This window comes from Lysobacter enzymogenes, from assembly GCF_900106525.1.
Lineage (GTDB): Bacteria > Pseudomonadota > Gammaproteobacteria > Xanthomonadales > Xanthomonadaceae > Lysobacter > Lysobacter enzymogenes.
This window is the reverse complement of sequence record NZ_FNOG01000003.1, coordinates 399,174-419,837: the sequence shown is the minus strand read 5'-3', so window position 1 is coordinate 419,837 and position 20,664 is coordinate 399,174. Positions and strand designations below refer to the sequence as shown.

Here is a 20,664-nt window from a genome sequence, read left to right as displayed (position 1 = left end):
GGTTCAGTCCTGCCAGCGCGCGCGGATCTGCGCGATCAGTTCGTCGCTGGCCGGCAAGGCGCGGTGCAGCGGCATCAGCTGCGCCGGTTCGCGCAGCATCAGCAGCGGCGACGGCCGGTGGCGGCGTTCCAGCGCGCGTTGCAGCAGGTCCAGCGGCAGTTGCGGGCGCTGCGTGGTCGGCAGCCACAGCGCCGGCGCGGCGTCGCGCGGGGCGATGTAGAGCACGCCTTCGCACCACGGCAAGTGTTCGGCGCGGCCGGCGACCACCAGCACGTCAGCGTTGGCGGTCAGCATCAGCGCGTCGCGGCGCGCCGGCTCCAGCGCTTCCACCGCCGCCAGCAGCGCGCGCGACGCATCGCGGCCGACGCCGGCCGCGCCCTGCGGCGCGGGCGGTTGCGGTTCCGGGCCCCACTGCCAGCTCATGCCGCCGCCGTCACCCGCGCGGCCAGGCGCGCGCGCTCGGCGGCCAGTTCGGCCGGCAGGCTGGCGCTGTCGAAGTTGGCGTCGATCTCGCGCAGCAGCGCTTCGGCGATGACGCCGGCGCCGGGCGCGTCGCTGGCGCCGCTCAGGCAGGCGCGCGCGGCTTCGAGCAGGCGCGCGGTGCGCGACACCGGCTGCAAGGCGGCGTGTTCGACCGCCGCGCGCAAGGTCGGGTTGGCCGCGGCGGCGAGCGAGTCGCGCAGCACGTCCTGCGCCGCCAGCTGCGCCTCGCGCGTGGGCATGACGTAGAACAGCGGCCACAGGTCGGCTTCCTCGGCGCTGTCGCGCCCGGCCAGCACCGCGGCCGCGGCGATCAGGCGCTGGGCCTTGACGATGCGCCGGTCCGACAGGCTCAGCCCGGCGCCGCGCAGCTTGCGGATCGCCTCGGCCAGGGCGCCGCGCGCGCGCTCCATCGCCACCATCGGCACGCGCCGGCTCAGTTCGTCGATGTCGCTCAGTTCGGCCTGATGCGACAGCGCCGCGCGCTCGGCCTGCCAGCCGCCGGCCAGCAGCGCTTCGAGCTGGTGATCCGGCACCGGCTCGACGAACAGGTGCAGCAGGAAGCGGTCGGCGAAGGCGGCCAGCGATTCGTCGTCGGGCAGCGCGTTGGAGGCGCCGACGCAGACCCGCAGCGGGCAGGCGATCTGGGTGTGGCCGCGACGGAAGCGGCGCTCGTTGAGCACGCCGAGCAAGGTGTTGAGGATCGCGGTCGAACCCAGGAACACCTCGTCGAGGAAGGCGACCTCGGCCTCGGGCAGCATGCCGCTGACGTCGGTCTCGACCACGCCCTCGCGCAGCCGGCGCAGGTCGACCGGGCCGAACAGTTCCGACGGCTCGGTGAAGCGGCCCAGCAGGTATTCGAAATAACGCCCGCCCAGCGCCGCGGCGACCCGGCGCACCACCGCGCTCTTGGCGGTGCCGGGCGGGCCGAGGATCAGCAGATGCTCCTGCGCGACCGCGGCCAGCACGATCAGTTCGGCGAGCTGTTCGCGCTCGATCAGGCCGGTGGTGGCGGCGTGCACCGCGTCGCGGACGCGGGCTGCGGCCTGCTGCGCGGTCTGCGCGGAAGAAGGGGCGGAGCTGGAAGTCATGGCGGAGGCGGGCCCGGATCCTTGGCGGCGCGCGACGGCGCGGCGGCCGCGGCGGCGAGGCGTGGTGGTGGCGTGGCGGTGAGGGTGCGGCTTGACGCTGATGTCGCGATCGCGGCGGCCGCGCGCGGGCGCCTGCCACGCGCGCACTGTAGGCGCGGGCCGCGCGAAACCGCAACTGAGGTCGCGTCAGGATCGTGAGCGCCGCAGCGCTGTGCGCGCGGTCGCCGCCCGCGCGGCGGTTGGTTACCCTAGCGGTCCGCTTTCGATCGATCCGCCGAATCCGGCCAGGATGCCGCCATGTCCGATACGCCCGCGAACCCTCTGCTCACCGACCTGTTGGCCGCGCTGGCCGCCAGCCCGGACAACCCGGCGCTGGGCGCGCTGGTGCTCAACGCCTGCCTGAGCGGCGCCGACGCCGCCGCGCTGGGGCGCGCGCTGGACCTGTCCGGTCCCGGCCTGCTCGCCGATCCGGCCCGGCGCGACGCCGCGCTGGTGCTGCTGCTGCGCGCCGGCGACGACGAACGCACGCTGCGCGCCGCGCCGGCGGACTCGGCCGCGGCGCTGTTCGCGCAGGCGCGCCTGCGCCTGGGCGAAGGCGCGCGCGACGAGGCTCGCACGCTGTACCAGCGCGCGATCGCGCTGAACCCGGCGCTGGAAGACGCGGCGCTGGTGTCGGAACTCAGCGGCAAGGTGATCTCGCTGGCCGCCGCGCGCCGACCTTCACCCGGCCCGGGCGCGCAGGCCAGCGTCGCCAACGACGACACCGACGCCGAAGACGTGGTCCGCCTGCTGCAACCGGCGCAAACGCGCATCGGCTTCGCCGAAGTCGGCGGGCTGGAAGAGGTCAAGCAGCAGATCCGCCGCCGCATCGTCACCCCGTTCCTGAAACCTTCGCTGTTCGAGCGCTTCAAGCGCCGCTCCGGCGGCGGCATCCTGCTGTACGGACCGCCCGGCTGCGGCAAGACCCTACTCGCCCGCGCCACCGCCGGCGAGTGCGGCGCGCGCTTCTTCAACGTCGCCATCACCGACGTGCTGGACATGTACATCGGCGAGTCCGAGCGCAAGCTGCACGCGATCTTCGAAACCGCGCGCCGGCAGGCGCCGGCGGTGGTGTTCTTCGACGAGGTCGAGGCGATCGGCGGCAAGCGCCAGTACTCGCGCGAGGCGACCTCGGCCAAGCTGGTCAGCCAGTTCCTCACCGAACTCGACGGCTTCGCCCAGAACAACAGCGGCGTGCTGATCCTCGGCGCGACCAACGTGCCGTGGGCGGTCGACGCCGCGTTCCGCCGCCCCGGCCGCTTCGACCGGGTGCTGTTCGTGCCGCCGCCGGACGAGCCGGCGCGGCGCGCGATCCTGCAATTGCTGCTGCGCGAGCGCCCGCAGGCCGACGACATCGACGTCGGCGAACTGGCGCGGCTGAGCTCGGGCTACTCCGGCGCCGACCTCGGCCATCTGGTGGAAACCGCGATCGACGAAGCCATCGAGGAATCGATCGAACAAGGCCGCGAGGCGCCGCTGACCATGCGCCACCTGCGCACCGCGCTCAAGGACACCCGCGCGACCACGCTGGAATGGCTGACCACCGCGCGCAACCACGCCCGCTACGCCAACCAGGGCGGCCAGTACGACGAAGTGCTGGAGTTCCTCAAGCGCCACGGAGCCGGCTGATGGCCGCGCGCGCCTATTACCGCCTGCCCGACGAGCCCCTGCCCTCGGGCCTGAGCCGCTACGCCACCGATCCGCTGTGGCCGCTGCTGACCCTGATGCTGGCCGGCGGCGGCTTCGGCCTGGCCTGGTTCGCGTTCAATTCCGCCGCCCTCGGCAGCCCGACGCGCGGGCGCGAATGGGGCTGCATCGCGCTCAGCGCGCTGGGCTCGCCGGCGCTGGTGTTCGCGGTCACCGCCGCGGTCGGCTTCGGCGCGCTGGCGCCGGCAATGGCGCCGTACGCCTTGCTGTCGGTGCTGGCGCTCAAGGTCGCGGTGGCCTATGCGCTGTACCTGATGCAGCAGCACACCTTCGAAGTGTGGGAGCACTACGGCGGCGAGCCGCGCAACGGCCTGCCGTTGATGCTATTGCTGGCCGTGGTCGGGCGCGGCGCGCTCGATATGGTGGCGCTGCCGCCGCTGCTGCGCGCGGTGCTGCAATGAGCGCCTACGGCTCCGACACCCTGTACCGCATGGCCGAGCGCTATTACGCGCACGGCCAGACCGACGCGGCCATCGACGCGCTGCTGCGCCTGCTCGGCGAAGACGCCGACCACGCCGACGCGCACGCGTTCCTGGCGCTGTGCCTGATCAAGCGCAAGCGCCTGCACGCGGCCGCGCTGGAAGCCCAGCGCGCGCTGGAGCTGGAGCCCGAATCGGCGTTCGCGCACTTGGCCAGCGCCAGCGCCGCCATCGCCCAGCGCCGCTTCGCCGCGGCCGAAGCGCACCTGCAGGCGGCGCGCGAACGCGCGCCCGAATCGGCCGCGGTGGCCGACGCCTTCGCCCGCCTCTACCGCGCCTGGGGCCGCGACGGGCAGGCGCTGGAACACGCGCGCCGCGCTTGCGAACTCGATCCGGACGACCCCGATTACCCGGCCCTGCTGGCCTGGCTGGAGCTGCGCCGCGGCGACCGCGCGCGCGCCGAAGAACTGGCGCGCGAGGTGTTGCGCGCGCATCCCGAGCACATCGACGCGCTGTGCGTGCTCGGCCATTGCGAACTCGCCCGCGGCCGCGCCGACCGCGCGCGCGAACACGCCGCCTGGGCGTTGCAGATCGATCCCGGCGACGCCGACGCGCTGACCCTGCTGGCCGCGGTGAAGGCGCGGCAAAGCTGGCTGCTGGGCCTATGGTGGCGGTTCCAGAGTTTCCTCAGCGGCGGCACCCGCACGCGCATGGTGGTGCTGTTGCTGGCGATGTTCCTGCTCTACCGCGTCGCCCTGATCGCGCTGCCGCAACAAGGCCTGGCGCAATGGGTCGGCCCGCTGTCCTACGCTTGGCTGCTGTTCTGCGCCTACACCTGGATCGCGCCGAGCCTGTTCTGGCGCTCGGTCAAGAAAGAGCTGGCACAAGTGCGGCTGCGCCCGGATTTCTAGCGCAAGCCGCATATCCCCCTGTAGGAGCGGCGCGAGCCGCGACCGCGACAACGCAACTACGACGTGACTCGCGCAGTAGTTGCGTTGTCGCGGTCGCGGCTCGCGCCGCTCCTACAGGTAGCTGCCGTGGCTTACTTCACCACCCGCAGCTTCGACGCCTTGCGCCGTTCGCGCAGCGCTTCGGCGCGCAGGTCGCGGCGCGGGCCGCCGCTGCCGCCGCGCGGCGGGCGCGAACGCCACCAGCGGATCAGCAGCCAGCCCACGATCATGCCGCCGAGGTGGGCGAAGTGGGCCACGCCGGTGCCGGTGGTGAACACGCCGTAGAACAGCGAGGCGGCCACGTACACGATCACCAGGGTGCGCGCCTTGAGCACGATCGGGAACGGCAGCAAGGTCACCTTGCGGTTCGGGAACATCACCCCGTAGGCCAGCAACAGGCCGTAGATCGCGCCCGACGCGCCCAGGGTCAGGATCAGCTGGCCCTCAAAGATCGCGAAGGTCGCCGCCGCCAGCTGCAACAGCGCCGAGCCGAGCAGACAGACGAAGTAATAGATCGCGTAGCGCCGCGCGCCCCATTCGTACTCGATCGACGAGCCGAACATCACCAGCGCGAGCATGTTGAACACCAGGTGGCCGAGGCCGCCGTGCATGAAGCCGGAGGTGATCAGCTGCCACGGCATGAACCCCGGCCCGTCGACCTCGAACTGCGGCGGCACCCACGGCCACAGTTCGAACCACAACGGCCAGGCGCGGGCGGCTTCGCTCGCGCCGGCGATGGACTGCAACAGGAACACGGCTACGTTGGCGATCAGCAGCTTGCGCGTGACCGACGGGATGCTGGAAAAAAGCCTGGAAAACATCGCGACTCCTCGGACCGGGCGCTATGGTAGCCGCGCGCGCCGCGAGGCGAGGTGAGCGCGGCGTGCAGATCGCGCCGGCCGTTCAGATCGGAATGAGGCGGCGGTCGCGGCGGTGTCGGGAATGCAACGGCGACGGGGCGTTCAGGCCGCTGGACCGCTTCCAAGACCACACCGATCCGGTGCTGGCGGTTGTCGCATCGATCCGGCGACCGGACCGGTCGGGACGTTCGTTCCCTCGCATCATGCACTCGCCCGGCTGCTCGGCTCGGCCTGCAGTTTCGCGCAGCGGCTACGACCGGCCTGGGCGTCCGGTCGGGATTCGATGGGTCCTGCTCAATCGATTGGGTTCAATCGGTTCGACTCGATCGCCCCGACTCAATCGGCCGGCCCCCAGATCTGCTCGTCCACCGTCGGCGCCGCGCGCTGGCCGCGCACCCGGCCGTTCTCGACCTTCACGCCTTCCGCGCGCAGGCGTTGGGATTGTTCGCGCCAGCCCTTGGAGCCTTCCGGGAAGGCGATGCGCCCGTCCGAGCGCAGCACGCGGTGCCAGGGCAGCTTGGGGTCTTCGTTCTCGCCGAGCAGGCGCGCGACCAGGCGCGCGCGGCCCGGCAGGCCGGCGCGCCGCGCGACCTCGCCGTAACCGGCGACTTCGCCGCGGGGAATCGCGCGGATCGCGGCAAAGATGCGCTTGGCGGCAGTTTCGCTGTCCATCGCGGTAGCATATGCGCTGTTGCGCGCAGGAGTCGCCCCCCATGCAGTTCGCCCACATCCAGAAGCACCTCAGCCAGGCCGGGTTCCGCCTGTCCGTCCACGACAGCGTGATCTGCGTCGAGCTGTCGCTCGAACAGGGCACCCGCCACCAGTCGATCTTCCTGTCCGAACAAGAGGACGACGACGGCCGCGGCTTCCTGCGCGTGAGCACCGCGATCGCCCCGACCACCGGCCTGGACGCGCGCCGCGCGCTGGCCTTCAACTGGGAAAGCCACGTCGGCTACCTCGCCATCGGCAACCTCGACGGCGTGCCGTACCTGCAACTGTGTGAGAACCGCCCGCTGGAAACCCTGGACGCGGCCGAACTGCAGCGCCTGGTGATGGAGATCGGCGGCGTCGGCGACCGCATGGAGCGGGTGCTGTCGGCGGACGGCGATCTGCTCTGATCTCGCGCGGAAGGCGGTTTCGTCGCAGTTGAGTTTTCGCGGTCGCGGCTCGCGCCGCTCCTACAGGGGCTGCGGCTACCGCATGGGCTACCTGTAGGAGCGGCGCGAGCCGCGACCGCGGCACCGCAACCACGACGCCAGCCACCGCCCGACGCAAAGAAAAAGGCCCGCATCCGCGGGCCTTTTTCGTATCGGTCGCCGAACTTCAGATCCAGCCGAAGAACCGCATCGCCTCGAACAAGCCATAGGCGATGCCGCCGGCGGCCGGAATGGTCAGGATCCACGCCCAGATCATCTTCTCGACCACGGTCCACTTGATCGAGTTGAAGCGCTTGGCCGTGCCCACGCCCATGATCGCGGCGGAGATGTTGTGGGTGGTCGAGACCGGGATGCCCAGCGAGGACGCGGCCATGATCACCGAAGCGGCGCTGGTCTCGGCGGCGAAGCCGTGGATCGGGTGCAGCTTGACCAGCTTGTGGCCGAGCGTCTTGATGATGCGCCAGCCGCCGGCGGCGGTGCCGGCGGCCATCACCACAGCGCAAGTCAGCTTGATCCAGGTGTCGATGTCGTTGTGCGCGATCGCGCCCTTTGATGGATGCAGGAACGCCAGCCAGCCCGGCAGGTTGTCGAGCGTGCCGGCCTGCTGCGCGCTGATCAGCGCCAGGGCGATGATGCCCATGGTCTTCTGCGCATCGTTCATGCCGTGGGCGAAGCCCATGCCGGCGGCGCTGAGCAACTGGGCCTTGCCGAAGAAGCCGTTGACCCAGCGCGGCCGCGCGATCCTGCGCAGCACGCCGCCGCTGGCGGCCATCGCCGAGATCAGCGCGAACAGCACGCCCATCACCAGGAAGCCGGCGGCGAAGCCGAGCATCGGCGAGGTGAACATCGGCACCACCACCTTCCACAGCACGCCGGCGCTCTTCCACACCGGCTCAGCCGGATGCGACCACACCACCGCGTGCCAGTTGTTCGAGGCCGCGGCGATCGCCGCGCCGCACAGGCCGCCGATCAAGGCGTGCGAGGACGAGGACGGCAGGCCCAGCCACCAGGTGATGAGGTTCCAGATGATGCCGCCGAGCAGCGCGCACAGCAGCAACTGCGAGCCGACTTCGACCACGCCGGCGTCGATCAGGCCCGAAGCGATGGTCTTGGCCACCGCGGTGCCCCACAGCGCGCCGATCAGGTTGGTGGAGGCCGCCAGCATCACCGCCTGCATCGGCGAGAGCACCTTGGTCGCCACCACCGTGGCGATGGAATTGGCGGTGTCGTGGAAGCCGTTGACGTATTCGAAGATCAACGCGGCCAGGATGACCACCAGGACGAGCGTAAGCATCGCGCGCGCCTCAGGAGTTTTTCAGCACGATCTGGTAGGCGACCACGCCGGCTTCGCGGCAGCGGTCGATCGCCTTCTCCAGGATCTCGAAGAACTCCTTCAGCAAGAACATCTGCAGATTGTCGAGCTGGCCGGAATAGATGTCGCGGTACAGCTCCAGCATGAGGCGGTCGGCCTCGTTCTCCAGCGCGCGCAGTTGGTCGTTGAGCGACTTCATCGGCTCCAGCTTCAGATGGCGCAGCTGGTGGACCATCTTCACCACCACGCTGGCGGCCTGTTCCAGCATCGCCGCGCGCGGGGCGAAGTCGATGTGCTCCAGGTGGCGGGTGGCCAGCGAGTAGCGGTCGGCGAACTTCTCCACCTGCTTGGGGATCTTGTACAGCGCCGAGGACAGCGCCTCGATGTCCTCGCGCTCGATCGGGGTGATGAAGCTGTCGACCAACTCCTGGCTGATCTTGTCGGAGGTCTCGCGCTCGCGCTGGCGGGCCAGCTTGAACGCGTCCAGCGCCGGCTGGCGGTCGGAGGCCTTGAGCATCTCGTGCAGAGCCCGGGTGGCGTCGTGGGCGGCCACGGCCGCCTCCTCCAGCAGGGTGTAGAACTGGTTGCCTTGGCCGAAAATCGTCTGCAGGGAGAACATGCGGGGAGCCTCTGGGCCGGTCGCGGGGTGCGCTCCGGCGGGTTTCGAAAGGGGTCGGCGACCGGCCGGGCCGGCGCCGCGCGCGGCCGGGCCGGGGAGCGGCGCGGGGCGTGCGGGCGCGATTATGACGGTTTGACGACGGCCCGCCCACCTTGACCCGCCATCCGGCCGCCCCCAAGTCGGTATGGTTCCGCACCGAGTTGGCGGTTCCGCGCACCGGCCGCCCTTTCACGAAGGGGCGTCGCGCGGGCCTGCTAAGATCGGCCCCGCCCCGATCCCGCCCTGTGCGACGACCGCGGCGACCCTTCCTTTCACGCCCCGCACAATGGACGACGACCCAAAACCGCCGCCCGGCCGCGCTATGCCGGCCCCCCCGCACCGCTTTGCCCCTTTCCGTGAATCGACCGTATCCCGGTCCGCCGGCCACAGGAGGCACTGCCGATGCTGGAACTTCTGATCGTCGTGGCCCTGATCGTGCTCAACGCTTTCTTCGCGATGTCGGAGATGGCGCTGATGACCTCGCGCAAGCTGCGGCTCAAGCAAATGGCCGAGACCAGCAAGGGCGCGCGCACCGCGCTGGCCCTGGCCGAGCAGCCCGACAACCTGCTGTCGACCGTGCAGATCGGCATCACCCTGATCGGCATCCTCACAGGCCTGTTCGGCGGCGAGTCGATCGGCCTGATCATCGCCGGCTGGTTCGATTTCCTGCTGCCCGGCGACGCCACCCGCTATGCCCACACCCTGGGCATCGGCACCGCGGTGGTGCTGATCGCCTCGGCCCAGGTGATCTTCGGCGAACTGGTGCCCAAGCGCCTGGCCCTGACCAACCCCGAACGCATCGCCAGCAACGTGGCGATCGTGCTCAACGGCCTGGCCCGCGCGGCCAAGCCGGCGGTGGTGGTGCTGGGCATCATCAACCGCTTCGTGCTGCGCCTGCTCGGGATCAAGGACGACGCGCGCAGCGAGATCAGCGAAGAGGAGATCCGCCTGCTGGTCAGCGAAAGCCACGAGCAGGGCGTGATCGACGCCGACGAACGCAAGATGGTCAACCGGGTGCTGAGCCTGGGCGACCGCACCGCCGACAGCCTGATGACGCCGCGCACCCGCATCGCCTGGCTCGACGCGGCCGCCTCGCTGGAGGACAACCTGGCGATCATGCGCGAGTCGCCGTTCTCGCGCTTCCCGGTCTATCGCGGCAGCGACCAGGACGTGCTCGGCGTGCTCGAGGCCAAGTCGCTGCTGGCCGAACTGGTCCAGGGCCAGGTGCCGGATCTGTTCGGCCAGCTCAAGGAAGCGCTGTTCGTGTCCGAGTCCACCCACGCGCTGAAGCTGCTGGAGATCTTCCGCGAAGAGCAGCAGTCGCTGGCGCTGGTGGTCGACGAATACGGCGACGTGACCGGCCTGATCACCGTCAACGACCTGATGGGCGCGGTGATCGGCCGCGTGCAGACCGCCGAATCCGACGACCAGCCCGGGCCGGTGGTGCAGCGCGAGGACGGCAGCTATCTGGTCGACGGCGCGCTGCCGCTGGAAGAGCTGCGCGAAACCATCGGCGGCGGCCGCCTGCCCAACGAAGACGAGCACGACTTCCACACCGCCGCGGGCATGGTCATCGCCCACTTCGGCCGGATCCCGCACGTGGGCGAGCATTTCGCCTGGCCGGGCTGGCGGATCGAGGTGATCGACCTGGACGGCCCGCGCATCGACAAGCTGCTGCTGCAGCCGCAGCTGGCCAAGCCCGCGGAGTCCGGAGACGATGACGCCACCAGCGGCTGACCCCGGCCGCACGCCGCGCGACGGCAGCGACGGCAGCGGCGGCGGCGCGCACGAGGCCGGCACCCGCGCCCTGCTCGACGCCATCGTCGCCGGCGACCCGGAGCAGACGGTGCGCTTCGGCGACGTGTTCAACGGCCTGGGCAACCGCTCCTTCGGCATGCTGCTGTTCGTCTCCACCCTGCCCGCCTTCATCCCGATCCCGGGCGTGGGCGGTGCGATCAGCGGGCCGCTGGTGATCCTGGTCGGCCTGCAGCTGCTGATCGGCCTGCGCCGGCCGTGGCTGCCGGGCTTCATCGCCCGGCGCGGCCCGCACCGCAGCGCGCTGGCCAAGTTCCGCAACCTGCTGGCGCCGTGGCTGACTCGGCTGGAACGCTTCGTCAGCCCCCGCCTGACCGCGCTGCTCGACCGCCGCGCCGCCAGCGCGCTGACCGGCCTGCTGGTGGTGCTGGTCGGCGTGCTGCTGTCGCTGCCGATTCCGTTCACCAATTTCCTGTTCGGCGCGCTGCTGCTGTTGTTCGCCTTCGCCCTGCTCGAACGCGACGGCAAGCTGATGCTGATCGCCTGGGCCGCGGGCGCGGCGGCGGTGGTGGTGTTCGGGATCCTGTCCGGCAGCCTGGTGCAGGCGGTAGCGGAGTGGATCGCGTTGGCTCAGTCGAAGTTGGGCTGAGGCTGGCGCCGTAGTCGAGGTGTCGCGGTCGCGGCTCGCGCCGCTCCTACAGGTAGCCCATGCAGGAGCGGCGCGAGCCGCGACCGCGAATCCGCACCGACGGCGAATTCCGCCTACGCCGGCAACTGCGCCAAAAACTCCGCCGCCGGCACCGGATGGCCGAGCCAATACCCTTGCGCCAGATCGCAACCGCGCTCGCGCAGCACCGCGTACTGGCCTTCCTTCTCCACGCCTTCGGCCACCACGGTCACGCCCAGCGAATGGGCCATGGCGATGATCGCCGTGGTCAGGGCCAGGTCGTCGGGATCGCGCAGCACGTCGGCGACGAAGCTGCGGTCGATCTTGACCCCGTCCACCGGCACCCGGCGCAGATGGCTCAGGCCGGAGAAGCCGGTGCCGAAATCGTCCAGCCACACCTTGACCCCGCTCGCGCGCAGCCGCGACAGCAGCGCGCTGGCGTGGACTTCGTCGCCGATCACCGCGGTCTCGGTCAGCTCCAGGTGCAGCAGCCACGGCGGCAGCTCGGTTTCGCGCAAGCAGGCGGCGACCACGTTGGGCAGGTCGCCGTTGCGCAGTTGCCGCGGCGAGACGTTGACCGAGACGAACAGCGGATCGGCGCCGGGCCGCGCGCGCTGCCACGCCACCGCGTCCTCGCAGGCCGCGCGCAGCACCTGCGGGCCTAGCGTTTCGATCTGCCCGCTCTGCTCGGCCACGTCGATGAACACCGACGGCGCGATCAATCCCTGCTCGGGATGCTTCCAGCGCAGCAGCGCCTCGGCGCCGACCATCGCGCCGTCGCCGAGGCGGAACACCGGCTGGTACACCAGGCTCAGCTCGCCGCGGTCCCAGGCGCCGCGCAGCGCGTGTTCCAGGTGCACGCGCCGCTCCACCGCCTGGTCCATCGCGCGGCTGTAGAAGCGATAGCAGTTCTTGCCGGCGACCTTGGCCTGGTACATGGCGATGTCGCCGTTCTTCATCAGCGAGGTCGCCCCGGACGCGTCTTCCGGATACAAGGTCACGCCGATCGAGGTGCCGAGGAACACCTGCCGCTCGTGTACCGCGATCGGCTGGCCGAGTTCGGCCACCAGCACGTCGGCCAGATGGGTGGCGAGCTGGCGCGCCTCGCCCGGACGCTGCGGCTTGCCTTCCACCAGGATCACGAACTCGTCGCCGCCGAAGCGCGCCAGCAGCGCGCGTTCGCCGCCGACCCGCTCGACCGTGCGGGCGATGCGCTGCGCGCACTGCAGCAGCACCTCGTCGCCGGCGTCGTGGCCGAGGGTGTCGTTGACCCGCTTGAAATCGTCGATGTCGGCGAACAGCAGCGCCAGCTGGCCGCGGCCGCCGTCGAACTGCTGCAAGCGCTCGTCCAGCGACTCGCGAAACGCCAGCCGGTTGGCCAGCCCGGTCAGCGAATCGGTGTAGGCCATGCGGCGGATGTCGCGGTCGTGGCGCGCCAGCGACTGGCTCATGCGACTGAAGGCGCGCATCAGGTCGCCGACCTCGTCGTTGTGGCGGGCCGCGTCGGAATCGTCGAACTGGCCGAAACGGCCGTCCTCGATGGTGTGCGCGGCCTCGGCCAGCTCGCGGATCGGCTTGACCAGCCAGCGCTGGATCAGCCACAGCATCGCCGCGCCGAGCGCCAGCAGGCCCAAGCTCAACAGCCCCACCCACAGCAGTTGCAGCCGGCCGAGCGCGTCCAGGCGCCGGCGCAGTTCCTCCAGCGCGCTGTCCTGGTAGGCGCGCATGGCCTTGAGGTCGTAGCCCACGCGCACCCCGCCCAGGCGCTGCTGGCCGATCTTGATCGGCGCGGACACGTCGAAGGTGTTTTCGCTCCACTGCCCCAGCAACGCCGGCGCGGCGACGATGCGCGCGGCCAGCGGGTCGTCCATGCGCTTGCCGTAGCTGGGGATCTCTTCGCTGCCGTCGTGGACGATATTGCCCTCGACGTCGTAGACCACGACGTAGCGCACGCCCGGGTTGGTCATCGCCGCGCGGCTGAGCTCGCCGATCGCGTCGAGGTCGAAGTAGTACAGCGGGTTGGTCAGCGAACCGGCGAGCTGGGCCACCTCGCCCTCGCCGTGGCGGCGCAGGCTGGCGACGAAGCTGTCGCGCATGGCCTCGCGGCTGACCTCGACCACCGCGCTCTGGATCCGCTCCTGGCGCTGCAGCAGCAACAAGATCAGCACCGCGACCACGGCGAAGGCCACGCCCATGATCGACAGGAACTTGGCCTGCAGGCCGCGCGGCGACTTCATCGGGCCTCCTTCATTCGACCTGCGCGCGCACCCGCGCCACGCCCTGGCCGATGTGGTCCAGCGCGCGCTGCGAGGCCGGATCCACCGGCATGAAGCGGGTGGTCTTGAAGAAGCGCAGCAGCGCCTCGCCGGCGTCGGGGTCTTCGGCCGCGTCCAGCAACACCTCGCGCAGGCGCGCGGCGACCTTCGGGTCCATGTCGTGGCGCACCAGTTCCAGCGCGCGCGGGTAGTCGGCGCTGCGGCCGATCTGGACGAAGTCGCGGCGGAACGCTTCGGGCACCCGGCGCGGGTTGTCCCAGTCCAGGTTGCTGGTGACGCCGGCGTCGACCAGGCGCTTGTGCACCCAGGTGGCGATGTTGAGCTCCGAGCGCGCGAACAGATAACCGACCGCGCCGCGGTTGATGCGGTCGGTCGGCGACAGCAGGATTTCCAGGCGCAGGCCGCGTTCGAGCAGGGTCGCGGCGGGAACGAAATAGGCGCTGGTCGAAGACGGCCGCTGGAAGGCGACGTTGTGGCCGCTCAGATCGTCGAGCGAGCGCAGGCCGCTGTCGCGGCGGGCGAAGAACACGCTGTGGTAATGGCTGACGCCGTCGCGCTCGGTCAGCAACAGCGGCTTCGCGCCGGCGCGCTGATTCAGCAGCATCGCGGTGCCGGCGGTCTCGCTGACCCAGTCGACCCGGCCGCGGCGCAGATAACTGCCCATCTGCTGCACGTCCTTGGCCATCAGGATGCGGCCCTCGCGGATGCCGACCCCGGCCATGCGCGGCACCACGTAGTCCAGCAGCGGCTTGAGCTGTTCGTAATGGGCCTTGGGATCGTCGCTGATCCGGCCCAGCACCAGCACGTGGACGTCGGGGTCCTCGCCGTGGCTGTGGCCGGGCCGCTCGTGCGGCGCCGGCGCAGCGGCGGCCGCGCCCCAGGCGCCGGCCAGGGCCAGCCCGGCCCCGGCCAGGGCCAGGCCGAACCACCACCTCAAGCGCCGCGCCCTAGCGATCAATCGCCTACCCCCGCCGAACGGATCGGCCCATCGCAGCGGCAGCGTAATCGAAACCGCCCGCGCGCCGATACCTCGGCGTATGCGCAGCGCGTGTGCGCGCCGGCACGTCCGGCCGGCGTCGGCGCCGGCCGCGGCGCGCGCGCTCAACGCCGCTGGCCGGCCAGCATCGCGGTGCGCTCCACGTCGGCCAGCACGCCGCGCAGCAGGCGCACTTCGCGCTCGTCCAGTTCGGCGCGCAGGAACAGCCGGCGCAGCTTGTGCATCGCCGCCTCGGGCACCCGGCCCTTGTGGAAGTCGATCGCGTCCAGGGCCTGGCCGAGCTGGCCGAAAAAGCCCTCCATCTGGGCGTGGCTGGCCGGCGGCTCGCGGCGCTCGCCCGGGTCGGCATCGACGCCGCCGGCGGCCAGCGCGGCCATGCGCAGCTCGTAGCTGAGCACCTGCACCGCCGAGGCCAGGTTCAGCGAGCTGTACGCCGGATTGGCCGGGATGTGCACGGCGGCGTGGCACAGCTGCAATTCCTCGTTCTCCAGCCCAGTGCGCTCGCGCCCGAACACCAGCGCCACCTCGGCGCCGCCGCGGGCGCGCGCGTCGCACAGCGCGGCGGCCTGACGCGGGTCGAACTGCTCCAGGGCGATGCGCCGGCTGCGCGCGGTGCAGCCCAGGACGAAGTGGCAGTCGGCCACCGCCGCGGCCAGGTCGGGCACGATGGCGGCGGCGGCGAGCACGTCGTCGGCGCCGGCGGCCAGGGCGTAGCTGTCGCGGTCCGGGGCCTTTTCCGGCGCAGCCAGGACCAGCCGCGACAGGCCCATGGTCTTCATCGCCCGGGCGGCCGAGCCGATGTTGCCGGGGTGCTGGGTGCCGACCAGGACGATGCGGATGCGCGCCGCGGCCGGGTCGGCCGGTGCGGGGTCGGCAGCGGGCGCTGCCTCAAGTGAGTTGGCGTTTTCGGGCGCCTGGGCGCCCTCGTCGGATTCGCGGGGATCGTGGTTCATGCGCAAATGGTAAACTCCCCGCCCCGGCCACAGGCGCCGGTTTCGTTCTTTCCCCCCGTCAGCCGTCCCCACCTCATTCCGTCCGAGGCCGTAAGCCATGCAGAAACCCGCCGTCACCCTCATGGTCAAGGCCGCCCGCGCCGCCGGCAACATCCTGTTGCGCCACATGCACCGCCTGGACGCGCTCAACGTGGTGGAGAAGGACCGCATGGACTACGCCAGCGAAGTCGATCGCCTGGCCGAAGCCGAGATCATCAAGGAATTCCGCCGCGCCACGCCCGACTACGCCATCCTCGGCGAAGAGCACGGCCCGCTCGGCCAGTCGCGCAACACCTGGGTGATCGACCCGCTCGACGGCACCAGCAACTACCTGCACGGCATCCCGCATTTCTGCGTGTCGATCGCGCTGTGCGAAAACGGCGAGCCGACCCACGGCGTGATCTTCGATCCGCTGCGCAACGACCTGTTCACCGCCAGCCGCGGCAGCGGCATGCAGCTCAACGAAAAGCGCGTGCGCATCGCCGACCGCAAGGACCTGCACGGCGCGATGCTGATCACCGGCTTCCCGCCGCGCGAACGCGCCCGCGCCAGCGCCCACCTCAAGTGCCTGGACAACCTGCTGCTCGACGCCGAAGACGTGCGCCGCACCGGCTCGGCCGCGCTCGACCTGGCCTACGTCGCCTGCGGCCGCGCCGACGCCTACTTCGAAGCCGGCCTGAAGCCGTGGGACGTAGCGGCCGGCGTGCTGATGGTGCGCGAAGCCGGCGGCAAGGTCACCGACTTCAAGGGCCGCGCCACCGGCCCGATGGACAACCGCGGCCTGCCGCCGCGGCAGATCGTCGCCGGCAACCTGCGTGTGGCCGAAGCGCTGCAGCAGCGCATCGTCAACACCGGCTACGCGGCCGCGTTCGACTGAACCGGCGCGCCGGGCGCGCTCATCCGAGCGTCGCCCTCGCCTGCGAAAACGCCGCGCTTGTCGCGGCGTTTTTCGTTGTGGCGGATCGTTACGGTAGGCACGGGTAGGAACCCGGGAACGCGCATTCGTGGCGCAGTTGCGCATGCGCGAACGCGTCGGCGCGATCGCGATGCATCGGCCGGATGGCTTCGAAACGCAGCGGCCCGCGCGGATCCGCCGCCGCGCCGTCCTGCGGATGCCGGCCGCTTCACCGCCGCGCCGCGGCCGCGTTGAACGGGATGAGCGCGGCGCCGCTGCGAATCGGCGCCGCGCCCTCCCCTTCCACCGAGGCCTCCGCCATGACCGCCGCATCGCCCCCGCGTCCGCTCCCCCTGCTGTCCCTGCTCGCCGGCGTCGGCCTCGCCCTGGGCGCGCTCGCCCCGCGCACCGCCGATGCCCAGGCGATGATCGTGATGTCCGACCTGTGCGAAGACCCCGCCGCCGTCTTCGACTACCAATGGGCGCGTGCCAACCACGGCGTCGCAGCCGCGTTCCTGATGCGCGACAACGGCACCGTGGCGCCGATCGAAGGCGCCGCGCAGCAGGGGCTGCCGGCCTATCCGCAGTTGTACGTCGCTGCGCACGGCGGCCCGAACCTGATCTCGCACATGAGCCACGATCAGTTTGCGGCCGCCTTGCGCCGGGCCCATCCGGCCACGCCGCAGAGCGTGTTCTTCGCCGTGTGCAGCGCCGGCAAAGGCCCCGACAGCCTGCTCAAGAAACTCAACGGAGCGTATTGCGACGGCATTTCCCGCTTGAACGGCGGCGTGGTCGCCTGCGCGCTGACCGGCAACGGCCAAGCCTCGCTGGTCGGCGCGCAGTACAACATTCACGTGCGGCAGAGCGACGATGCGTTGTACGAGAAGATCCTGGACAACATCGAAGCCAAGTGGCGCGGCGACTACCCCGGCCAGCGCGGCCGCAGCTATGCGCAGGTGTGTCAGGGCCTGATCCGCGCCGACGGCTACGACCCGGCGGCGCTCGCCGAATTCATGACCACGGTCTACGACCAGTTCCGCCAGCCGTCCGTGGATCCGCAGCGCTCCACCAACTACCTGGACTTGGTCAAGCTAAACGTGGGCGGCCAGCCGCTGGCGATATGCGGCGCGGATCCGACCGGCAACGGCCGGCCGACGGCTTGTCCTTGATGCGTTGCGGGTAACTCCGGCGCGCGTCCGCAACGCCGATGCGATGCGGGCGCCGCCCAGCGCCCACGCGCTTTTTTTTGTTCACGCGCTCATTCCAGATCGCCGAACGCTTCCAGGAACAGTTCGACATCGAGGTCGGCGATGCCGCCGTCGGCCGGAGCCTGCAGTCCCCGTTCGCGCAGCAACCGCAGCAGCAGGCGCGCCACCGGAAGGATCTCGGCCGCTTCGGGCAGCAGGCCCACGTCGCCCGACACTTCGCTCAGCATGCTGCCGAACAGCCAAGCATCGGCGTGCTCGGCATGATCTTCGACGTACTTGAGCGCGGCCGTGCGGTCGAGCGCGTAGTAGCATCTGAAGGCGCAGTCGAGGATCATCGAGGTCGGCCGCAGTTGCCCGAGCACGATCGGCAGCGCCTGCTGCGGCGACCTGCGCACGAGTTCGCCGAGCGCGTGGCAGGCCGACAAGTAACTCCAGCCGTTGACGACTTCATCGATCACGATCTCGACGGTTTGAAGCCGCAACCAGGCCAGGTAGACCTGCGAGTCTTCTTCGTCGATCAGTTCCATTTTTCCGTCGAGCACGATGGGGCCCATGCCGCGCTCACTCCTTTCGCGCCGTGACTACCCAGATCGCCCCGCCGACTTCCAAACCGTCGTCGCCGGCGATCTTCGACAACGCCGCGCGGATCGCTTCGCGCGCCTTGGCGTTGATCTGCTCGCTCTGCGATTCCAGCAAGCGCGCGATCGGCCCGACCCGGAACACCTGATCCATCGCGTCGTCGGCCATCGCTTCGCGGGTGGCGCCGCGACCGAGGTAAAACGGCGTCGCGAACGGCGCGAGTTCGACATCGGCGAAACCGGCCTGAGCCAGCACTTCGCGGATGTGCTCGGGATCGCTGAAGGCGAACGGGCCCGGCTGGCGCGTGTCCACCGGCGTGCGCTCCACTAGATCGGCGATGGCAGCCAGCGGCAGTTCGTACCAGTCGTTGAGCTGCGGCTCCTGCCAGCAGGCGAAGGCGAGGCGGCCGCCGGGCTTGAGGGTCTTGCGCAGTTCGGCGAAGGCCGCGGCCGGGTCGTCGAAGAACATCACCCCGAAGCGCGAGAACAGCAGGTCGAAGCTGTGCGGCGCGAAGCTCGGCCGGCTGGCGTCGGCTTCGCGGAACTCGACGTTCAGGCCGTGCGTGGTAGCGCGTTCGCGCGCGCGCCCGAGCAAGGGCGCGGAGATGTCCACGCCGGTCACCGAGCCGCCCGCGCCGACCGCGCGCGCCAGCTCGAACGAGGTCGCGCCGGCGCCGCAGCCGATGTCGAGCACGGCCTCGCCGGGCTGCGGCGCGGCCGCCGCGAACGCAGCGCGGCCGTAAGCGGCGGTGCGTTCGTCGAGCCAGTCGTTGTAGGCCAGCCAGCGCAGGCCGACCGGGCCGTTCCAGTATTCGATCTGTTCGGCGTTCGGCGGCGCGGCGGGGGCTTGCTCGTTCAAGTCGATCTCCTTGCGGGATGGCCGTCTGCGCAGTTTTTCGCGCTGCGCTGCGGCGGTCAATCGCCGCGATGTCGCAGGTTGGGTCCGCTCGTTGCAACGGCGGCGCGGGTGGCGGCTACGCTGCTGCGGCGCGAATTTCGTCGTTATCGCGTTGTCGCGGTCGCGGCTTGCGCCGCTCCTACAGGTAGGCACCGTAGCATTCAGCGCTTCAGTCTTCGGCGCGGCCGGGGCCTTCGCGGTCGTGCGGGTAGCTGTGGACCAGCGCGAACGGCGGCAGCCAGGCTTCGCGGCGCGCGCTCCACAGTTCGTAGGTCGGCCGCAGCCGGTTGGGCTCGTCGAGCGATCCCAGGTTCACTTCCACTTCGTCGCCGGAGCGGCCGAACACCGACGAGCCGCAGTTCGGGCAGAAACAACGCCCGGCGTAGGCGCGGGTTTCGCCTTCGATCGCGACCGCATTGGCGGGGAAGATCGCCGAGGCGTGGAACAAGGCGCCGTGGTGCTTGCGGCAATCCAGGCAATGGCAGATGCCGACCCGGTACGGGCGGCCGCGCGCCAGCACGCGCACGCGGCCGCACAGGCAGCCGCCGCTGAATCGATCTTGGTTGGATCCGTTCTCGTCGGATCGGCCGTCGTTGAATGGATCCATCGCGCACCTCCACCGGACATCGAGCCCGGCCACAAGTACACCGAGCCGCGCCGCCGGCGCAAACGCCGGGCGCGGGCCGCGGTCGCAGAAACGAAAAAGGCCGCGCGAGTGCGCGGCCTTTTCCGGGGTGCGGCGTGGCGGAGGCTTACGGGCGACGCGCCAGCGCCGCTTCGTCCTTCGCCTTCGGCAGCAGGTCCTGCTTGGTGACCTTCAGCATGCCCAGGGTCAGCAGCGGGCAGGCGACGAAGATCGAGGACAAGGTGCCGATGATGATGCCCAGCATCTGCGATTCGGCCATGCCGCGCAGCGAGCCGCCGCCGTACAGGTACAGCGCCAGCACGGTCAGGAAGGCCACGAACGAGGTGATGATGGTGCGCGACAGGGTCTGGTTGATCGACTTGTTGAGCACCGTCTCGGGGTCGGCGCGCATGGTGCGGAAGTTCTCGCGCACGCGGTCGAACACCACGATGGTGTCGTTGATCGAGTAGCCCATCACCGACAGGATGCCGGCCAGCACGGTCAGGTCGAATTCGTGGCCGCTGACGGCGAACCAGCCGGCGACCACGATCACGTCGTGCAAGGTGGTGATGATCGCCGCCACCGCGAACTTCCACTCGAAGCGGAAGGCGATGTAGATCAGGAAGCCCACCACCACGAACACCAGCGCGTACATGCCCTTGAGCGCGAGCTCCTTGCCGACCTGCGGGCCGACGAACTCGTTGCGCACGATGTCGGCCTTGTTGCCGGCCTCGGTCACCGCCTTGGTCACCGCCTCGGCGGCGTGCTTGGTGGCGACGTCGCCGCTCTCGCCCTCGCGCGGCTGCAGGCGGATCAGCAGCTGGTTGCCCGAACCGTAGGTCTGCACCTGGGCGCTGTCGTAGCCGTCGGCGGCGAGCTTCTCGCGCACCGCGTCCAGCGGCATCGGCTTGTCCAGATGCGCTTCGATCAGGTTGCCGCCGGTGAAGTCCAGGGCGTAGTTGAAGCCGCGGGTGCCCATCGCGCCGATCGCCACGAACATGATGATCGCGGCGATTGCGATGGAAACCCATCGCATGCGCATGAAGTCGATGTTGGCGTCGTTGGGCAGCAGGGTCAGCGGGAAAATCTTCATGTCTGGG

The 20,664-nt window shown here is 70.5% G+C and carries 21 protein-coding genes; 8 read left to right on the top strand and 13 right to left on the bottom strand.

Annotated elements, in window-relative coordinates; all coding sequences use genetic code 11:
• Window positions 1-3: 3 nt before the first annotated feature.
• Together BLU84_RS09695 and BLU84_RS09690 are read right to left on the bottom strand one after the other, a co-directional pair.
• Complete coding sequence (locus tag BLU84_RS09695; protein WP_074865790.1) at window positions 4-423, bottom strand: bpX5 domain-containing protein; 420 nt, start codon at window positions 421-423, stop codon at window positions 4-6.
• The gene (locus BLU84_RS09690; protein ID WP_074866570.1) at window positions 420-1,571 is read right to left on the bottom strand and encodes an AAA family ATPase; all 1,152 of its coding nucleotides are present in this window, start codon (window positions 1,569-1,571) and stop codon (window positions 420-422) included. Before BLU84_RS09690 ends, BLU84_RS09695 begins: the two co-directional genes overlap by 4 nt.
• 297 nt (window positions 1,572-1,868) lie before the next feature.
• On the opposite strand from BLU84_RS09690, the gene BLU84_RS09685 reads away from it, so the two are divergent.
• Genes BLU84_RS09685 through BLU84_RS09675 form a run of 3 tightly spaced genes read left to right on the top strand, consistent with a single transcriptional unit; the run spans window position 1,869 to window position 4,647 of the window.
• A complete protein-coding gene (locus BLU84_RS09685; protein WP_074865786.1) occupies window positions 1,869-3,239 on the top strand; it encodes an ATP-binding protein in 1,371 nt (456 codons plus the stop codon).
• On the top strand, window positions 3,239-3,718 hold the full coding sequence (locus BLU84_RS27140; RefSeq protein WP_074865783.1) for a hypothetical protein: 480 nt from the start codon (window positions 3,239-3,241) through the stop codon (window positions 3,716-3,718). Before BLU84_RS09685 ends, BLU84_RS27140 begins: the two co-directional genes overlap by 1 nt.
• A complete protein-coding gene (locus tag BLU84_RS09675; RefSeq protein WP_074865781.1) occupies window positions 3,715-4,647 on the top strand; it encodes a tetratricopeptide repeat protein in 933 nt (310 codons plus the stop codon). Before BLU84_RS27140 ends, BLU84_RS09675 begins: the two co-directional genes overlap by 4 nt.
• Before the next feature lie 131 nt (window positions 4,648-4,778).
• On the opposite strand, the gene BLU84_RS09670 is transcribed toward BLU84_RS09675, so the two are convergent.
• Window positions 4,779-5,507: a rhomboid family intramembrane serine protease gene (locus BLU84_RS09670; RefSeq protein ID WP_074865779.1), complete on the bottom strand. Its 729-nt coding sequence runs from the start codon at window positions 5,505-5,507 to the stop codon at window positions 4,779-4,781.
• A 375-nt stretch (window positions 5,508-5,882) separates the two neighbouring features.
• Window positions 5,883-6,218, bottom strand: coding sequence for an MGMT family protein (locus tag BLU84_RS09665; protein ID WP_074865776.1), 336 nt, complete (start codon window positions 6,216-6,218; stop codon window positions 5,883-5,885).
• A 41-nt stretch (window positions 6,219-6,259) separates the two neighbouring features.
• On the opposite strand from BLU84_RS09665, the gene BLU84_RS09660 reads away from it, so the two are divergent.
• Complete coding sequence (locus BLU84_RS09660; RefSeq protein ID WP_074865773.1) at window positions 6,260-6,664, top strand: hypothetical protein; 405 nt, start codon at window positions 6,260-6,262, stop codon at window positions 6,662-6,664.
• Window positions 6,665-6,869: 205 nt separating this feature from the next.
• On the opposite strand, the gene BLU84_RS09655 is transcribed toward BLU84_RS09660, so the two are convergent.
• Together BLU84_RS09655 and BLU84_RS09650 are read right to left on the bottom strand one after the other, a co-directional pair.
• Window positions 6,870-7,997, bottom strand: a complete 1,128-nt coding sequence (locus tag BLU84_RS09655) for an inorganic phosphate transporter (protein WP_074865770.1) — start codon at window positions 7,995-7,997, stop codon at window positions 6,870-6,872.
• A gap of 10 nt (window positions 7,998-8,007) precedes the next feature.
• On the bottom strand, window positions 8,008-8,634 hold the full coding sequence (locus tag BLU84_RS09650; RefSeq protein WP_074865768.1) for a DUF47 domain-containing protein: 627 nt from the start codon (window positions 8,632-8,634) through the stop codon (window positions 8,008-8,010).
• A 441-nt stretch (window positions 8,635-9,075) separates the two neighbouring features.
• Here BLU84_RS09650 and BLU84_RS09645 point away from each other — a divergent pair, with 441 nt between their 5' ends.
• Window positions 9,076-10,410: a hemolysin family protein gene (locus BLU84_RS09645; protein ID WP_074865765.1), complete on the top strand. Its 1,335-nt coding sequence runs from the start codon at window positions 9,076-9,078 to the stop codon at window positions 10,408-10,410.
• Entirely contained in the window at window positions 10,391-11,077 is a 687-nt protein-coding gene (locus BLU84_RS09640) for an exopolysaccharide biosynthesis protein (RefSeq protein WP_074865762.1), read from the top strand. Before BLU84_RS09645 ends, BLU84_RS09640 begins: the two co-directional genes overlap by 20 nt.
• Window positions 11,078-11,190: 113 nt before the next feature.
• Here the strand turns inward: BLU84_RS09640 and BLU84_RS09635 are convergent, their stop codons facing one another.
• The 3 genes from BLU84_RS09635 to BLU84_RS09625 all read right to left on the bottom strand — a co-directional run bounded on the left by BLU84_RS09635 (window position 11,191) and on the right by BLU84_RS09625 (window position 15,321).
• The gene (locus tag BLU84_RS09635; protein WP_074865759.1) at window positions 11,191-13,332 is read right to left on the bottom strand and encodes a putative bifunctional diguanylate cyclase/phosphodiesterase; all 2,142 of its coding nucleotides are present in this window, start codon (window positions 13,330-13,332) and stop codon (window positions 11,191-11,193) included.
• Window positions 13,333-13,342: 10 nt separating this feature from the next.
• Entirely contained in the window at window positions 13,343-14,326 is a 984-nt protein-coding gene (locus tag BLU84_RS09630) for a phosphate/phosphite/phosphonate ABC transporter substrate-binding protein (RefSeq protein WP_425479356.1), read from the bottom strand.
• A gap of 146 nt (window positions 14,327-14,472) precedes the next feature.
• Complete coding sequence (locus BLU84_RS09625; RefSeq protein WP_083382461.1) at window positions 14,473-15,321, bottom strand: RNA methyltransferase; 849 nt, start codon at window positions 15,319-15,321, stop codon at window positions 14,473-14,475.
• A 97-nt stretch (window positions 15,322-15,418) separates the two neighbouring features.
• Between BLU84_RS09625 and BLU84_RS09620 the strand changes: the two genes are divergently transcribed.
• Window positions 15,419-16,237, top strand: a complete 819-nt coding sequence (locus BLU84_RS09620) for an inositol monophosphatase family protein (RefSeq protein ID WP_074865756.1) — start codon at window positions 15,419-15,421, stop codon at window positions 16,235-16,237.
• Window positions 16,238-16,575: 338 nt separating this feature from the next.
• Window positions 16,576-17,424: a hypothetical protein gene (locus tag BLU84_RS09615; protein WP_074865753.1), complete on the top strand. Its 849-nt coding sequence runs from the start codon at window positions 16,576-16,578 to the stop codon at window positions 17,422-17,424.
• Between the two features lie 89 nt (window positions 17,425-17,513).
• Here the strand turns inward: BLU84_RS09615 and BLU84_RS09610 are convergent, their stop codons facing one another.
• From BLU84_RS09610 to secF, 4 genes are all read right to left on the bottom strand, one after another.
• A complete protein-coding gene (locus BLU84_RS09610; RefSeq protein WP_139174872.1) occupies window positions 17,514-18,017 on the bottom strand; it encodes a hypothetical protein in 504 nt (167 codons plus the stop codon).
• Window positions 18,018-18,024: 7 nt separating this feature from the next.
• Window positions 18,025-18,900, bottom strand: a complete 876-nt coding sequence (locus BLU84_RS09605) for a class I SAM-dependent methyltransferase (protein WP_074866565.1) — start codon at window positions 18,898-18,900, stop codon at window positions 18,025-18,027.
• A 208-nt stretch (window positions 18,901-19,108) separates the two neighbouring features.
• A complete protein-coding gene (locus tag BLU84_RS09600) occupies window positions 19,109-19,546 on the bottom strand; it encodes a GFA family protein (protein WP_074865746.1) in 438 nt (145 codons plus the stop codon).
• Between the two features lie 145 nt (window positions 19,547-19,691).
• The gene (gene secF, locus BLU84_RS09595) at window positions 19,692-20,657 is read right to left on the bottom strand and encodes a protein translocase subunit SecF (RefSeq protein ID WP_074865743.1); all 966 of its coding nucleotides are present in this window, start codon (window positions 20,655-20,657) and stop codon (window positions 19,692-19,694) included.
• Window positions 20,658-20,664 lie beyond the last annotated feature (7 nt).

What these genes read in the sequence shown, in the direction of transcription:
- secF (WP_074865743.1), bottom strand. Translation starts at nt 20,657, where the DNA reads ATGAAGATTTTCCCGCTGACCCTGCTGCCCAACGACGCCAACATCGAC.
- BLU84_RS09670 (WP_074865779.1), bottom strand. Translation starts at nt 5,507, where the DNA reads ATGTTTTCCAGGCTTTTTTCCAGCATCCCGTCGGTCACGCGCAAGCTG.
- BLU84_RS09600 (WP_074865746.1), bottom strand. Translation starts at nt 19,546, where the DNA reads ATGGATCCATTCAACGACGGCCGATCCGACGAGAACGGATCCAACCAA.
- BLU84_RS27140 (WP_074865783.1), top strand. Translation starts at nt 3,239, where the DNA reads ATGGCCGCGCGCGCCTATTACCGCCTGCCCGACGAGCCCCTGCCCTCG.
- BLU84_RS09640 (WP_074865762.1), top strand. Translation starts at nt 10,391, where the DNA reads ATGACGCCACCAGCGGCTGACCCCGGCCGCACGCCGCGCGACGGCAGC.
- BLU84_RS09685 (WP_074865786.1), top strand. Translation starts at nt 1,869, where the DNA reads ATGTCCGATACGCCCGCGAACCCTCTGCTCACCGACCTGTTGGCCGCG.
- BLU84_RS09660 (WP_074865773.1), top strand. Translation starts at nt 6,260, where the DNA reads ATGCAGTTCGCCCACATCCAGAAGCACCTCAGCCAGGCCGGGTTCCGC.
- BLU84_RS09690 (WP_074866570.1), bottom strand. Translation starts at nt 1,571, where the DNA reads ATGACTTCCAGCTCCGCCCCTTCTTCCGCGCAGACCGCGCAGCAGGCC.
- BLU84_RS09625 (WP_083382461.1), bottom strand. Translation starts at nt 15,321, where the DNA reads ATGAACCACGATCCCCGCGAATCCGACGAGGGCGCCCAGGCGCCCGAA.
- BLU84_RS09655 (WP_074865770.1), bottom strand. Translation starts at nt 7,997, where the DNA reads ATGCTTACGCTCGTCCTGGTGGTCATCCTGGCCGCGTTGATCTTCGAA.
- BLU84_RS09650 (WP_074865768.1), bottom strand. Translation starts at nt 8,634, where the DNA reads ATGTTCTCCCTGCAGACGATTTTCGGCCAAGGCAACCAGTTCTACACC.
- BLU84_RS09615 (WP_074865753.1), top strand. Translation starts at nt 16,576, where the DNA reads ATGACCGCCGCATCGCCCCCGCGTCCGCTCCCCCTGCTGTCCCTGCTC.
- BLU84_RS09610 (WP_139174872.1), bottom strand. Translation starts at nt 18,017, where the DNA reads ATGGGCCCCATCGTGCTCGACGGAAAAATGGAACTGATCGACGAAGAA.
- BLU84_RS09620 (WP_074865756.1), top strand. Translation starts at nt 15,419, where the DNA reads ATGCAGAAACCCGCCGTCACCCTCATGGTCAAGGCCGCCCGCGCCGCC.
- BLU84_RS09645 (WP_074865765.1), top strand. Translation starts at nt 9,076, where the DNA reads ATGCTGGAACTTCTGATCGTCGTGGCCCTGATCGTGCTCAACGCTTTC.
- BLU84_RS09675 (WP_074865781.1), top strand. Translation starts at nt 3,715, where the DNA reads ATGAGCGCCTACGGCTCCGACACCCTGTACCGCATGGCCGAGCGCTAT.
- BLU84_RS09665 (WP_074865776.1), bottom strand. Translation starts at nt 6,218, where the DNA reads ATGGACAGCGAAACTGCCGCCAAGCGCATCTTTGCCGCGATCCGCGCG.
- BLU84_RS09695 (WP_074865790.1), bottom strand. Translation starts at nt 423, where the DNA reads ATGAGCTGGCAGTGGGGCCCGGAACCGCAACCGCCCGCGCCGCAGGGC.
- BLU84_RS09635 (WP_074865759.1), bottom strand. Translation starts at nt 13,332, where the DNA reads ATGAAGTCGCCGCGCGGCCTGCAGGCCAAGTTCCTGTCGATCATGGGC.